Origin of the sequence: Pandoraea capi (assembly GCF_902459735.1) — a bacterium.
Lineage (GTDB): Bacteria > Pseudomonadota > Gammaproteobacteria > Burkholderiales > Burkholderiaceae > Pandoraea > Pandoraea capi.
Map to the genome: position 1 here is coordinate 283213 of NZ_CABPRV010000007.1, position 14536 is coordinate 297748.

Here is a 14536-nt window from a genome sequence, read left to right on the forward strand (position 1 = left end):
TCGGGCTTATTCTTCGAACGACGCCATGCCCGACTGCTGGTAATTCTGGAGACCGACCTTGCCGATGAGTTCGATCTGCGTTTCCAGCCAGTCGATGTGCTCTTCAGTGTCGTGCAGGATCTCGTTGAAGATCTCGCGGGAGACGAAGTCCTTCACGCTTTCGCAGTGGGCCACGCCTTCCTTGCAAGTCTTTTGCGAGAGGTATTCGAGCTTCAGATCGCATTGCAGAATCTCTTCGGTGTTCTCACCGATGAGCAGCTTGTGCAGATCTTGCAGGTTCGGCAGGCCGTCGAGCATGAAGATGCGTTCGATCAGCTTGTCGGCGTGCTTCATCTCGCCGATGGACTCGTCGTACTCATGCTTGCCGAGTTTCGTCAGGCCCCAATGGTTGTACATGCGGGCGTGCAGAAAGTACTGGTTGATCGCCGTCAGCTCGTTGGTGAGCTGTGCGTTGAGGAGTTCGAGGACTTTCTTGTCGCCTTTCATTTCGGATCCCTGTTTTATGCAATTTGCAAGCGGTTGAAGAGTAGCCTGAAAAGCTCGGAAAGCCAAGCCCTGCAAGGCTTTTCGTGAACCGAGGCGCGAATGGTAATGCGATCCATTCTCGCTTTGTCGCATGACATTTTTGCGAGCGGAATCGATGCCGGCTCGACATTCGCGGGACGAAAAAAAGCCCGGGCCAGGCCGGGCTTTCCTTCGCGGGCCGATGGCGTGACGCCGTCGGCCCATGCACGCATGAGACGCGTGCACTACGGATACCGATGAGACTTATTCCGCTGCGACCGGGATCTTGCCGATCTTGGCCTGCCATTCCTTCGGTCCGGTCTGGTGCACCGAGACGCCGGTTGCATCGACGGCCACCGTCACCGGCATGTCCTTGACGTCGAACTCGTAGATGGCTTCCATGCCGAGGTCGTCGAACGCCAGCACGCGCGCCGCACGAATCGCCTTGGACACGAGGTAGGCGGCGCCGCCCACGGCCATCAGGTACGCAGCCTTGTGCTTCTTGATGGCTTCGATGGCGGCCGGGCCGCGCTCCGACTTGCCGATCATCACGGCCAGACCCGTCTTGGACAGCATCATGTCGGTGAACTTGTCCATCCGCGTGGACGTGGTCGGACCTGCCGGGCCAACGACTTCGTCGCGCACCGGATCGACCGGGCCGACGTAGTAAATCGCGCGGCCCTTGAAGTCCACCGGCAGCGGCTCGCCCTTGGCGATCATGTCGGCGATGCGCTTATGGGCGGCGTCGCGACCCGTGAGCATCTTGCCCGAGAGCAGCAGGGTCTGACCCGGCTTCCAGCTGGCGACTTCTTCCGGCGTGAGCGTATCCAGATCGACGCGCTTGCTCGTCTCCGTGTTCGGCGCCCAGTGCACGTTCGGCCAGGCGTCGAGCGACGGCGCGGCGAGGAACGAGGGGCCCGAGCCGTCCAGCGTGAAGTGGGCGTGACGCGTTGCCGCGCAGTTCGGGATCATGGCGACCGGCTTGGACGCTGCGTGCGTCGGGTAGTCGAGGATCTTCACGTCGAGCACGGTGGCCAGGCCGCCGAGGCCTTGCGCGCCGATGCCGAGGGCGTTGACCTTCTCGAACAGCTCGATACGCAGCTCTTCGTTCCAGTTCTGCGGGCCGCGCTTGATCACGTCATGAATATCGATCGGGTCCATGAGCGATTCCTTCGCGAGGACCATCGCCTTTTCGGCCGTGCCGCCGATACCGATGCCGAGCATGCCCGGCGGGCACCAGCCGGCGCCCATCGTCGGCACCGTCTTCACGACCCAGTCGACGATCGAGTCGGACGGGTTGAGCATCACGAACTTCGACTTGTTCTCCGAGCCGCCGCCCTTGGCTGCCACGGTGATGTCCACCTTGTCGCCTTCCACGATTTCGTAGTGGATGACGGCAGGCGTGTTGTCCTTCGTGTTCTTGCGGCCGGCTTCCGGCGGCGCCACGATCGAGGCGCGCAGCACGTTGTCCGGGTGCATGTAAGCCTGACGCACGCCTTCGTTGATCATGTCGGTGAGGCTGCGCTTGGCGTCCCAGCGCACGTTCATGCCGACCTTGACGAACACCGTCACGATCCCGGTGTCCTGGCACAGCGGACGGCGGCCTTCGGCGCACATGCGGCTGTTGGTCAGGATCTGGGCGATGGCGTCGCGGGCGGCGGGGCTTTCTTCGGCCTCGTAGGCGCGACCCAGTGCCTGGATGTAATCGTCCGGGTGGTAGTAGCTGATGTATTGCAGGGCACCGGCGACGCTCTGAATGACGTCGTCTTCTTTAATGACGGTAGACATGAAACGGCTCTCGACTTAGTGGGGACTGGTATTTGTAATGACTACTGCTGCTGCGGGGTCGCGTACGCGGGCGCATGGCTGTCGTTCGTCATCTTGTTGACGTAGGCCATGACGACGGCGGAAAGCAGGAAGGCACAGTGAATGATCACTTGCCACATGATCGTGTGCGGCGTTTGCTGGGACGCATCGATAAACGTCTTGAGCAGATGAATCGACGAGATGCTGATGAGCGCCATCGACAGCTTCACCTTGAGTACGCCGGCGTTCACGTGATCGAGCCACTCCGGTTCGTCCGGATGGCCCTCGACACCGAGGCGGGAGACGAAGGTCTCGTAACCGCCGATGATCACCATGATGAGCAGGTTCGAGATCATCACCACGTCGATCAGGCCGAGCACGACGAGCATGATCTGCGTTTCGTCGAACGTCGCCGCGTGGCTGACCAGATGGAACAGTTCGACGAGGAACTTGTAGACGTAGACGCCTTGCGCGGCGATCAGCCCGAGGTACAGCGGCAGTTGCAGCCAGCGGCTGAAGAAGATGACGCGGGGGAGCGGACGCATGGGACGCGTCGGCGCAGGCGGTAGGCCAGGAGTCGACATGGCTATTTTGACGGGGTGAATACGTTGACCCGCGCCTCGTGACGCGGGCTGTAGTTATCAGTTACGCAAATCGAATACGGAATACGAAACCACGAAGCGGGCGCCATCGAGGCACCCGGGCACGGATAGCGCGTCGCGATATCCGGCATGGGCGGCATTTTACAACGTCTTGGCGGCGCGGCCGCGTTCGATTCAGTCGCGCGCCGGCAATAGCGTCTTTCGCGAGCCGGCGGAGCGGCCGGGAAGCGCCGCGAGCACAATGCCCGCGACCGTGAGCGCCAGTGCCCCGCCCTGGGCGACGGACAACCGTTCCCCCAGAAAAATCACGCCGTAAGCGGTGGCGGCGACCGGCACCATTGCCGTAAAGACCCCGGCGAGCTGCGCGCTGACGTGGCGAATCCCCCGCATCCACAGAAAAAACGAGAAGACGCTCGCCGCGAGGCCGTACCAGACGATGAGCGCCCAGTGCCCGACGCTCAGCGCCGAGTAATCCACAGCCATCAGTCCGACGACCCCGAAAGGCAGCATCAGCGCCCCGCCGATCAGATGCGTATAGGCGCAGATGTCGATGGCGGGCAGTTCGGCGGCGAGCCGTTTCGAGACGATCACATAGATGGCTTCGCAGACGACGGCACCGAGCACCAGCGCGTTGCCGAGCCATGCGCTGGCAGTGGCGTCCGTGGCGCCGGCTGCGCCATGACCGTCGCCGCGCGAGACGTTGAGCAACGCCACGCCGGCAATCGCCAGCGCAATGCTGAGCAACGTGCGTCGCGACGGGTGTTCGCGCAGCACGGCCCACGACAGCAGCGCCACGCACGCGGGCAACGTGGCCGTGATGACGCCGGCGGCGGTGGCCGTCGTCATACGCACGCCGGACAGGATCAGTAACGTGAAGAGAAACGTGCCGAAGAACGTCTGCACGAAGAGGTGACCCCACTGGCGGCGCGTGACGCGTCGCATGGCTGACGGCCGGTAGCGCGGGGCGAGCGCGACGATGGCGATGAGAAAACGCCATAGCGCGAAGGCGGCCACGGGCATGACGGCGACCATCGTCTTGCCGATGCCGACGTTGGTCCCGACGAAGGTCATCGCCAGGGCGAGGGCGAAACTCGGGAAGCGGGCAAAGAGGCCGTCGACCCGGTTGGGATGCATGGTGGCGGCGCTTGCCGTCGTCACGTTGTCGCGGCTCGATGGCGGCGTAGATGTCGAATTCACGGGCGCTCCGGGCGATTCCGGGGTGGCGGGAAGGGGGTGATGAGCGTAGGATTGTAGCGAATACGCCACAGTTTGCTGCAATGCGACAACGCGATCTGCGTGAGTCCCGCACGCAAGGAACGGGAGTCGAATGCACCAGTGTAAGGCGTTAGTAAGTCGCTCGTCTTAATGTGACGTTAGCGATTTGTTTTGGCTTGATTGCAATCGTATTTGCATATCCATAAGAGGGGACAACTCATGGCAGCAATTGAATCGGTATTGCAGGAACAGCGCGTTTTCGCGCCGCCGCAGGCGCTGGTCGCCAAAGCGAACATTTCCGGCATGCCAGCCTATGAGGCGCTGTGCGCCGAGGCCGAGAAGGATTACGAGGGATTCTGGGCGCGTCAGGCGCGTGAGAATCTGGCCTGGCACAAGCCGTTCACCAAAGTCCTCGACGAGACCAATGCCCCGTTCTATACGTGGTTCGAAGACGGTCAGATCAACGCTTCCTACAACTGCCTGGACCGCCAGATCGAAGCGGGCCTGGGCGACAAAACCGCCATCCTTTTCGAAGCCGACGACGGCACGGTGACGCCTGTCACCTACCGTGACCTGCTGGCGCGCGTGAACCGCTTTGCGAACGCGCTCAAGGCCAAGGGCGTGAAGAAGGGCGATCGCGTGGTGATCTACATGCCGATGTCGATCGAAGGCGTGGTCGCGATGCAGGCGTGCGCCCGCATCGGCGCGACCCATTCGGTCGTATTCGGCGGTTTCTCGGCCAAGTCGCTCAACGAGCGCGTGATCGACGCGGGCGCAGTCGCCATCGTCACGGCAGACGAGCAGATGCGCGGCGGCAAGGCGTTGCCGCTGAAAGCCATTGTCGACGAAGCGCTCGCGATGGGCGGTTGTGAGCATGTGAAGTCGGTGATCGTCTACCGTCGCACGGGCGGCAATGTGACGATGCAGGCCGGTCGCGACGAAGTGCTGCAAGACCTTGTCGCCGGTCAGTCGGATCAGTGCGAGCCGGAATGGGTGGGCGCTGAGCATCCGCTCTTCATCCTCTACACCTCGGGTTCGACGGGCAAGCCGAAGGGCGTGCAGCACAGCACGGGCGGCTATCTGCTGTGGGCATCGCTCACCATGCAGTGGACCTTCGACATCAAGCCGGACGACGTTTTCTGGTGCACCGCTGACATCGGCTGGATCACGGGCCATACGTACATCGCCTACGGTCCGCTGGCGGTGGGCGCCACGCAAGTGGTGTTCGAAGGCGTGCCGACCTATCCGAACGCCGGGCGTTTCTGGGAGATGATCGGCCGTCACAAAGTGACCGTGTTCTACACCGCGCCGACGGCGATTCGTTCGCTGATCAAGGCCGCGGAGCAGTCGCCGGAAGTGCATCCCAAAAAGTACGACCTGTCGTCGCTGCGCATTCTCGGGTCGGTTGGTGAGCCGATCAATCCGGAAGCGTGGATGTGGTACTACGAAAACGTTGGCGGCGGGCGTTGCCCCATCGTCGACACGTGGTGGCAGACGGAGACGGGCGGTCACGTGATCACGCCGTTGCCGGGCGCCACGCCGCTGGTGCCGGGGTCGTGCACGCTGGGTCTGCCGGGCGTGGCGGTGGCCATCGTCGACGAGACGGGCCAGGACGTACCGAACGGGCAGGGCGGGATGCTGGTGATCAAGCGTCCGTGGCCGTCGATGATTCGGACGATCTGGGGCGATCCGGAGCGTTACAAGACGAGCTACTTCCCGTCGGAACTGGGCGGCAAGATCTATCTGGCAGGTGACGGCTCGATTCGCGATGCGAAGACCGGTTACTTCACCATCATGGGCCGTATCGACGATGTGCTGAACGTCTCGGGACACCGCATGGGCACGATGGAAATCGAGTCGGCGCTGGTCGCGAACCCGATTGTGGCGGAAGCTGCGGTGGTGGGGCGTCCGGACGACACGACGGGCGAGGCCATCGTGGCGTTCGTGGTGCTCAAGCGTTCGCGTCCGACGGGTGACGAGGCCAAGCAACTCGCGCTCGAACTGCGGAACTGGGTGGGCAAGGAGATCGGTCCGATCGCCAAGCCGAAGGACATCCGTTTCGGGGACAACCTGCCGAAGACGCGTTCGGGCAAGATCATGCGTCGTTTGCTGCGTGTGATCGCCAAGGGCGAAGAGATCACGCAGGACACGTCGACGCTCGAGAACCCGGCCATTCTGGACCAGCTCAAGCAGGCGCAGTAAGCGCGGGTTTGCACACCCAAGCGGCCTGCAATGACGCAACGCTCGCGGCCCGGCGCGCCGGGCTCCGCTGACGACGGCGGGACGTCGCCGGACGACACGTTCGGTGGCGCAGCGGGCGTTTCGTCGACATCGTTTGTGGCGCGAGGCGACGACGCCGTCACCTCGCCCTTCGCCTCCGGCGATCACCACGACATCGCGTCGACGCCGGGGTCTTCGGGGCAGCGTGGCGTGTCCCCTATGTCTCCTTTATCTCCTGATGCCACAGGCAGTCATGTCGGTGCGCCCAATGGGGCGACGCCGACGGATCTTTCTCCCGATATCGACTGGCATGGTCAGGCCGCGGCGATTGCTGCGCGTCACTGGCGCCGAACGTTGTGGTTGGTGGCCGTGCTGATGGGGATCGGTTTCGTGGTGACGTTCGTGCCGCAGTTCTGGGCGCGCGAATGGGCTGCGATGCGATTTGCCGGATGGCCGTTGCCGTTCTACATGGGCGCGCAGGGTTCCATTCTCGTCGACATCGGGCTGATCGTTGTCTACGCGTTGTTCCAGCGGCTCAACGATGCACGCTATCGCAAGGCGCTGCATGCGTTGCGCGACGCGCGTCGCGACAGCCTTGGCCTCACCGACGACACGCTGGAGAGCGCAATGGCGCCCGCCACTTCACGAAGTGCGTCTTCTCGCGCCGCGTCGGCGCACATCTACCGATGAGTTTCACGCGCAGGTTGCTGCGCTACTACCTGTATTACACGGCGGGTTTTCTCGCGTTCGTGTTGATGATCGGCCTGCTCGAAAAGGTCAATGGCCCGGGCGTGTGGATCGGCTACGCGTTCCTTTTCGTGACGATTGCCGTCTACGCGGTGATCGGTCTGATTTCGCGGACGTCCGACGCCACCGAGTACTACGTCGCGGGACGGCGCGTGCCGCCGATGTTCAACGGCATGGCGTGCGCGGCGGACTGGATGAGTGCGGCGTCGTTCATGGGGTTGGCGGGTTCGCTTTACGTGTCGGGATACGACGGCCTCGCCTACGTCATGGGATGGACCGGCGGTTACTGTCTGGTGGCGTTCCTGCTCGCGCCGTATCTGCGCAAGATGGGGCGATACACGGTGCCGGACTTTCTCGGCACGCGATACGACAGCAATCTGGTGCGCGCGTTGGGTGTCTTCTCGACGATTCTGTGTTCGTTCGTGTACCTCGTCGCACAGATTCAGGGCGTGGGGTTGATTGCGTCGCGCTTCATCGGCGTCGAATTCACGATCGGGATTTTCTTCGGACTGGCGGGCATTCTCGTGTGCTCGTTTCTGGGCGGGATGCGGGCGGTGACTTGGACGCAGGTCGCGCAGTACATCATCATGATCACTGCATTTCTGGTGCCGACGGCGATGATCGGTCATCAGACGGGCAACGGCTGGTTCCCGCAATTCACTTACGGTGAGGCGCTGGCGAAGGTCGAGGTGCTGGAGAAGCAGCTCAAGAATTCCGTGCCTGAGCAGGAAGTGCGCGATTACTACCGCGAGCAGGCGGAGCAGATGCAGCGTCGGCTAGACGGATTGCCGGACACGTTCTATACCGAGCGAGCGGAGCTTGAGCGGCAATTGCTGGACACGAAGCGTCGCAATGGGCCGTTGCGCGACGTGAAGGTGCTCGAGACGAGGCTGGAGGCGTTCCCGCGAGACGTGGGCGAGGCGCAGAACCAGTGGCTGGAAATGCGCAATCAGTATGTCGAGCGCAGTGAGCCGCCGCGCGCGATGACGGAGCCGTTCCCGGCGCGTGACGATACGACCCGCAGTTCGCAGCGGCTGAATTTCCTGTTGCTGATGGTGTGTCTGATGATCGGGACGGCGAGTTTGCCGCACATTCTGACGCGATATGGCACGACGGCGACGGTGCAGGGCGCGCGGAGTTCAGTGGGATGGACGCTGTTCTTCGTTGCGTTGCTGTATGTGAGTGCGCCGGCGTTGGCGGTGATGTTGAAGTACGACGTGCTGCTGCATCTGGTAGGTGCGCGATACGAGAACCTGCCGGGGTGGGTGACGCAGTGGCGTCACGCGACGCCGGTGCAGCTGGACATCTCCGACGTTTATCGGGATGGTGTGGTGCAGTGGGGCGAGATCTGGATGCAGCCGGACATGTTGGTGCTGGCGGGGCCAGAGATCGCGGGATTGCCGTATGTCATATCGGGACTGGTGGCGGCGGGCGCGTTGGCGGCGGTGTTGTCGACGGCGGATGGATTGTTGTTGACGATTGCGAACGCGTTGTCGCACGACGTCTACTTCCACATGGTGGACCGGAATGCGTCGAGCCAGAAGCGAGTGACGACGTCGAAGATCTTGTTGTTATGCGTGGCGATGTTTGCGTCGTATGTGACGTCATTGAAGCTGGGGAACATATTGTTTCTGGTGGGGGCGGCGTTTTCGTTAGCGGCGTCGTGCCTGTTCCCGGCGCTGGTGCTGGGGGTGTTCTGGAAGCGGACGACGCGACTGGGGGCGACGGCAGGGATGGTGAGTGGGTTGTTGGTGTGCGTGTACTACATCATGACGACGTACCCGTTCTTCACCCGCCTGACGGGCTTCGCGGGTTCCCGCTGGTGGGGCGTGGACCCCATCTCGGCGGGGGCGTTCGGTGTCCCGGTCGGGTTCGCGGTGGCGATCGCGTTCAGCTTATTGGGCGCCCGCCCGAGCGAGCGTGACCGGCATCTGGTGGACCATCTCCGACGCCCATGAGACGGGGCACCGAAAGGATTTTTGCCCGAGTCGCCACGAAATGGGTGAGATGTTGCCGCCGACCTGCTATAATGCGCGACCATTCAGGAGAGATGGATGAGCGGTTTAAGTCGCACGCCTGGAAAGCGTGTATAGGTTAATAGCCTATCGGGGGTTCGAATCCCCCTCTCTCCGCCAAAGATGTGAAAAAGCCCTTGATTTCAAGGGCTTTTTTTATTGGTGTTTCGATCGACTATCAGTTCGACTATCAAGTCAGATGACCCCGCTGGGCATTGATCAGCCGAAAATAGCCCGCACGTCCAGGTCAAGGGCGCCGACGAATTTTTCCAGAGTATCAAGCGTAGGAAGTTCTTCCGACCGCTCTATCGTGCTTACGTAGTTCCGATCCATCCCGATCATATCTCCCACCGCCTTTTGCGACAGGCCGCGAATCACGCGTGCATCTCTAACCGCGTGACCGAATACTTCAGGCGGCACCGATTTCATCGACTGCTCGGTGTGTTCGCCGACGAGCAACGCGCCCGGTTTCGTCTGAAGTGCTTGGGCGATCCGAAAGACCGTTCGGATTGAAACGTTTGGAGCGGTGCGCTCGATGCGGCTAATCGACGTTCTGTCCATGTCCACTTTGTCCGCGAATGCCTCCTGCGACAACTTCAAGTGTTTGCGGCGGGCTCTGACCGTTTCGGCAAAGCACTCCCTCAAGCTTCTCATCAAGACCTTCCCGAAGAACGAAGTCCCCGGGATTCTTGGTTGAAACACGACGCGTAACCACGGCACCTATCTTGTAGACATTTTTATTTACAATACAAATGCTACAATTTGTCCTGAATGAAGCAATGGGAAAACGTCCGACGAACTTTCGGGAAACTGAAGAATGAAAAAGATGTTGTATTCGGGGCTCATCGTCCTGCTGGCTGGTGCCGCAGAAAGTGTCACGGCACAGTCCATCCCTCCGGCCTGCCAGCAATACGTCACGGCGATCAATGTGTGTGGGGCGGATTTGGTCAAACTCATCGAGTTGCGTAAGCCTGCCGACCTTGAAAACACCAAGCGGTACGTGGACACGCGCGGATTGGTGGCGGATATTCGGGCGCACATCAAGAGCGATGGTTATGACCAGGTGGCTCAAGCCTGTGCAACGACCGCACGCGATGAACTGCAAAAGGGGATTATCAACGTCACGACGATGCTCACGTTCGGTGGTGGCATGACTTCGCGATGCCAGCAAGCTGCGGGGGCAATCCGATGAGTCGAGGGACAACGAGTTCGAATCGCGCGCGAAGCGTGCTGGTAGTCACGTCCGTCGTGATCGGATCTGCTTTCGCTGGGTGGGCGCGGGCCGAGACGTCGCAGCCCTCGTTCGACTGCCGCAAAGCGACGAGTTCGGTTGAGCGTTCGATCTGCATTAGCCCTGAGCTTTCGGCGCTGGATCGTCAACTTGCACAGGCGTTTGTTGCGGCGTCGGCCCGGACAACTGACAAGGAAGGGCTTCGAAAAGACCAGAACAAGTGGCGGACGACTATTCGCGACAAGTGTCGTACCGACGAATGTATTGCGGACGCCTACGGCGCTAGAACGCGCGCACTTAGCGTGACCGCAGAAAACGGCCGAGTGCTTGCTCTTCCTGGCACTGGACCAGCCCCACTTCCCCCGAAGACGTCCGTAATCGCTGGGGTGATCCTTTATGGAGCCCTCGTATTTGACCACGACGCCGCTGGCGGCTTTACCGCAGTTCAGGTGGGTGACCGTCAGTACAAGCTTCGTTACGTCTGGAACGTGCCCGAAAGTGCTGCCGAGCAAATTAACTGGCTCGAAGACGCCTCTCAAGCGGTCAGCGTTATCGGGGATCTCCTCGTTTGGCCCGACGGCACGAAGGAATTCGACGATCGTTCGAGGGCAATCGTACTCATTCCGAAGAAGTAAGCCGCTGCGGCATTCCTTGCCGATCGAAGTCGCACGCACAACGGGGAAGAATCATGAATGTTCTGATGAAAAAAGATGAAACCGTCGTCTCAGTGAAGATCGGCGTAGCTTGGTCGTTTTGGTTCGGGCTCGCGTTTCCAATCGTAGCGATTGTTGCGTATGCAAGGCGCCGTCTGTACATCCCGGCGTTGATCGTCATCGGCTACATCGTCGCGCAAACGTTGCTTCGCACAGGCAACTCGATATGGATTGGGCTCATCGACGTGATACCGGAGGAGCCCGCATATGCGAACAGGGACTTCTACATGGTGTCTCTGTTGCTGTGGTGCGCGTACGGCTTCTACGTGGGACGTTACGCGCTATGGGGCAACAAGATCACTGCTCGAACGCTCGCTCGACGCGGCTACGTTTGCCCGATGGCCGATCATGCTGAGCTTGCCCGAGCTGCCTGGTCGAGATCTGGTAGTCCGAGCACCGATGCGGGGACTCAGAAAATATGATTCAGGCGCCGACGCAATTTCGATAAACGCGCACGGGGTTTTAGTCCGCGCGCATTCAATGGACAAGGCTAATGAGTAATCCGGCAGATTTGCTCTGCGCGATTCAATTTGCGGCTGAGCGACATAGGAATCAGCGGCGGAAGGACGTTGATGCGTCACCCTATATCAATCATCCAATTGCGGTCGCTCATTTGCTTGCGACGGTGGGTGAGGTTAGCGATATTTCAGTACTGATGGCTGCAATTCTCCACGACACCATCGAGGACACGGGGACAAACGTTGAAGAACTGAGATCGCTGTTCGGGGCGGAGGTTGCGCAGATTGTTTGGGAAGTGACGGACGACAAGACGTTGCCAAAACAAAGGCGTAAAGATCTTCAGATCGAACTGGCGCCGCAAAAATCCGAGAAGGCGGCGCTTATCAAAATCGCTGACGCTACTTGCAACCTACGGGACTTAATCAGTGCACCGCCGCCACAGTGGTCTCTCGGGCGCCGGGGAGACTACTTTAACTGGGCAGCCCAAGTAGTGGCAGGCCTGCGTTGCGAGAACGCTGCACTCCTGCATGCATTCGGAATAGCGCTCAATATGAGGCGGGGATAAATACAGAAAGTACATGCTAGGCACGTGCCTAACGACCTTGTGAAATGAGGCTGAAAGTAAAATGAGCAGTGGATATTCTAGGATCATGTGTGCGCCTTGATTATTCGCACCTGACTTTGCGCTCACGCTCTTGAGCTTCACCCTCCCAAGGGTAATTCGCCGGTCGCGTGGTGGCCGCGACGCGACATGCAGCGCCTCCGAATGAAGTATCACCGTTTCACTCGCTTATCCGATGAGGGAACTATCCTACGAAGAGGCTTTGCTTCTGTTTCCCTTCGACGCAAAAGCCAGCGCGATGTCGGCCGCTTCTGAAATTAACGGAGCATCCGCAAGTTCCTGCGACTTAACGAGAGTCTCCGCTCGCTTGATTCTTACTGCAGCTCGCAGAGCCATCCACGCGTAATATGAACCCACCGGAATACTCAGTGCACACGCAGTCAGCAGATTTTGAGGGTTCGAAAATAGATATTTTGAAAATGCGACAGGGCTATAGCCGACGAACGCGGAGAGCCCGTAAAACGCGAGAAACGTCATTTTTCTCCATTTGCGTGACCACTTGCTTCGGTACTGGATCTGGAACTCAATGGCCTCATTTATTCCGGTCTTTCGAAGCTGAAGGTATTGTCTCCCCTGTCCAAAATATTCAATCGCCTTTACGGGATCCTTTAGTCGAAGCAGATATTCAATGTCGTTGGCATGGAGTCGACTATCACCGACTATTGCCTGAAGGCCTTTTTCTCGAAGGAATGGATGGTTTGCGGATCCCGATTTTATATCTGTGAAATACTCTTTTGCAAATCTATACTGTTCTCGCATACGGGTGACCTTTCCCGACGAGAGGTCATAGTAGATTTTTGCAGCACCGTAGGCACCAAATAGAACCATGGCAGGCTTTACGATCCAGTCGAGTTCCATGTCCGCTCACGATAGATAATAATATTTGGTATATCGGCATTGCCTTCTGGAAGTTTAATGTCATATGTAATGAGTCCAGTGAGACATGTCTATCGCGAGTTAACTCACATTGTGACAAAAATACTGAATATGAGCGTAGAAAGTAGAGTTGTTCTCCGTGCATTGGCGAGTATGCCAGATGGGGCAACCTGCGCGGAACTTGGTGATAGCCTAGGCCAGAGAAGTGAGTATGTTCGCGCGCTAAAGGACTGCCTTGAACGAGGCTTCGTTAGCAAGAGCGATGTCGGGGGCGCCTACCTATTCACGATCACCGATGCTGGACGAGCCCATGTGCGACCCAGTGATAAAACGCACTGCGAGATTTGGTGTGGTACTCGCTGGGAGATTTGGCCTGTTCTCGCCGCGTATGAAGTTAAGCATATGGCGACGGTACGTTGCTATGAGTGTCATGGTCCCATTGTTCTAATGAAGCCGAGTGAGGGTGGTCGGAATCGAGCCCATTTTGAGCACAGGCCAGCCCATGAAGGGTGCCCGTTGGTCTATTCGGGTCGCCAGAATATCGCCAAAGGGCTGCCTGCACCAGTTCGCGCCCCATCCAGTTGTGATACCTCGTTTCTCAACCACCTGTCGGATTCCGTCGTCGAAGCGATGATTGATGCTTCAGTAAGCGACGGGACGGAAGGTTCGACAGACGAAGCAGCGTCTACGAACTCAGTACCTAGTTCCACGGAGCGAGCTCAACTCCGCCTTGCCCGCGTTGGACAGGGAAAGTTCAGAGATGCTCTGAAGAAGCGTTGGGGGACGTGCGGTGTGCTCGGCTGTGGTCCGATAGACGTGCTCGTGGCCTCACATATTCACGCTTGGCGGCTGTGTGAAACGAACAAGGCGCGTCTTAGTGTGGACAACGGTATCCTACTTAGTCCAAATCTCGACAAGCTTTTCGACCGCGGATTTATCTCGTTTGCGCCGGACGGCATGTTACTTGTCGCCCGCCATCTTGGCGAAAGCGACATGACAGGACTAGGTCTGCGTCGCGGCATGCGGCTTCGCAGCATATACGCAGGCATGAAGCCTTTCTTGAAGCGGCACCGGGCCGATGGCAGTTGGATCTACTTTTCCCACGAAACTTGTGACTTCAACGAAGCGGAATGGTTTGACTGAGTACTGCTGGAGAACAACCGTGCCTTTGATGGCCAATGGGCAAGGATGTTCTTCAGAAGAGTTCATCGGATAACCATCGAGTGATACGCGATCCTTCGGCGATCTCGTCTATGAGTCACTCGCCAGAATTTGGCACAATTTCGCGTCCTGAATCGTAAACACGTCGAAAAGGCCCATGGCGTACATGGCTGGCATGGCGTCACGCATATCGCGCTCTGCGTCCGCGCGTTGCATCTTGCTGCTTTGCGGATCGGACCACAGTAGAGCGTTCACGATAAAGGCACCCATGACCTGCCCCCTTCAATCGGGCCAATGGGCTTCTAGCAAAGTCCCGTTAAACCAACTCCTGGAAAGCGGCAGGAGCGTCCGCGGTTGCTCGATGT

At 59.5% G+C, this 14536-nt stretch carries 14 protein-coding genes and 1 tRNA gene; 9 read left to right on the forward strand and 6 right to left on the reverse strand.

The window, feature by feature from the left end:
* Window positions 1–6: 6 nt before the first annotated feature.
* The 4 genes from bfr to PCA20602_RS16275 form a co-directional block, all read right to left on the reverse strand.
* Window positions 7–486, reverse strand: a complete 480-nt coding sequence (gene bfr, locus PCA20602_RS16260; protein WP_044454353.1) for a bacterioferritin — start codon at window positions 484–486, stop codon at window positions 7–9.
* 282 nt (window positions 487–768) lie between these two features.
* Window positions 769–2292, reverse strand: a complete 1524-nt coding sequence (locus PCA20602_RS16265) for a fumarate hydratase (protein WP_069341402.1) — start codon at window positions 2290–2292, stop codon at window positions 769–771.
* A gap of 41 nt (window positions 2293–2333) precedes the next feature.
* Entirely contained in the window at window positions 2334–2894 is a 561-nt protein-coding gene (locus tag PCA20602_RS16270; RefSeq protein ID WP_150722106.1) for a TIGR00645 family protein, read from the reverse strand.
* A gap of 192 nt (window positions 2895–3086) precedes the next feature.
* On the reverse strand, window positions 3087–4046 hold the full coding sequence (locus tag PCA20602_RS16275) for a DMT family transporter (protein WP_150722134.1): 960 nt from the start codon (window positions 4044–4046) through the stop codon (window positions 3087–3089).
* A gap of 300 nt (window positions 4047–4346) precedes the next feature.
* On the opposite strand from PCA20602_RS16275, the gene acs reads away from it, so the two are divergent.
* The 4 genes from acs to PCA20602_RS16295 all read left to right on the forward strand — a co-directional run bounded on the left by acs (window position 4347) and on the right by PCA20602_RS16295 (window position 9229).
* Window positions 4347–6329, forward strand: a complete 1983-nt coding sequence (acs, locus tag PCA20602_RS16280) for an acetate--CoA ligase (protein WP_150722107.1) — start codon at window positions 4347–4349, stop codon at window positions 6327–6329.
* 30 nt (window positions 6330–6359) lie between these two features.
* Window positions 6360–7037 carry a DUF4212 domain-containing protein gene (locus tag PCA20602_RS16285; protein WP_246182185.1) on the forward strand — a complete coding sequence of 226 codons (678 nt, stop codon included), beginning with the start codon at window positions 6360–6362 and terminating at the stop codon, window positions 7035–7037.
* Complete coding sequence (locus PCA20602_RS16290) at window positions 7034–9052, forward strand: sodium:solute symporter family protein (RefSeq protein WP_069341397.1); 2019 nt, start codon at window positions 7034–7036, stop codon at window positions 9050–9052. The genes PCA20602_RS16285 and PCA20602_RS16290 overlap by 4 nt, the downstream gene beginning before the upstream one ends.
* An 86-nt stretch (window positions 9053–9138) precedes the next feature.
* Window positions 9139–9229 (forward strand) — tRNA-Ser (locus PCA20602_RS16295).
* A 99-nt stretch (window positions 9230–9328) separates the two neighbouring features.
* Here the strand turns inward: PCA20602_RS16295 and PCA20602_RS26290 are convergent.
* Window positions 9329–9763, reverse strand: a complete 435-nt coding sequence (locus PCA20602_RS26290; RefSeq protein ID WP_150722108.1) for a helix-turn-helix domain-containing protein — start codon at window positions 9761–9763, stop codon at window positions 9329–9331.
* Between the two features lie 163 nt (window positions 9764–9926).
* On the opposite strand from PCA20602_RS26290, the gene PCA20602_RS16305 reads away from it, so the two are divergent.
* The 4 genes from PCA20602_RS16305 (at window position 9927) to PCA20602_RS16320 (ending at window position 12077) form a co-directional block, all read left to right on the forward strand.
* A complete protein-coding gene (locus PCA20602_RS16305) occupies window positions 9927–10301 on the forward strand; it encodes a hypothetical protein (RefSeq protein WP_017233125.1) in 375 nt (124 codons plus the stop codon).
* Window positions 10302–10336: 35 nt separating this feature from the next.
* On the forward strand, window positions 10337–10975 hold the full coding sequence (locus PCA20602_RS16310) for a lysozyme inhibitor LprI family protein (RefSeq protein WP_174981200.1): 639 nt from the start codon (window positions 10337–10339) through the stop codon (window positions 10973–10975).
* Window positions 10976–11028: 53 nt separating this feature from the next.
* Window positions 11029–11475 (forward strand): hypothetical protein, encoded by a 447-nt coding sequence (locus PCA20602_RS16315; RefSeq protein ID WP_150722110.1) that lies wholly within the window; start codon window positions 11029–11031, stop codon window positions 11473–11475.
* A gap of 71 nt (window positions 11476–11546) precedes the next feature.
* Window positions 11547–12077 carry an HD domain-containing protein gene (locus PCA20602_RS16320; RefSeq protein WP_150722111.1) on the forward strand — a complete coding sequence of 177 codons (531 nt, stop codon included), beginning with the start codon at window positions 11547–11549 and terminating at the stop codon, window positions 12075–12077.
* 246 nt (window positions 12078–12323) lie between these two features.
* On the opposite strand, the gene PCA20602_RS16325 is transcribed toward PCA20602_RS16320, so the two are convergent.
* Window positions 12324–12992: a hypothetical protein gene (locus tag PCA20602_RS16325; protein WP_150722112.1), complete on the reverse strand. Its 669-nt coding sequence runs from the start codon at window positions 12990–12992 to the stop codon at window positions 12324–12326.
* 648 nt (window positions 12993–13640) lie between these two features.
* On the opposite strand from PCA20602_RS16325, the gene PCA20602_RS26055 reads away from it, so the two are divergent.
* Window positions 13641–14153: an HNH endonuclease gene (locus PCA20602_RS26055; protein WP_246182193.1), complete on the forward strand. Its 513-nt coding sequence runs from the start codon at window positions 13641–13643 to the stop codon at window positions 14151–14153.
* Window positions 14154–14536: the final 383 nt, after the last annotated feature.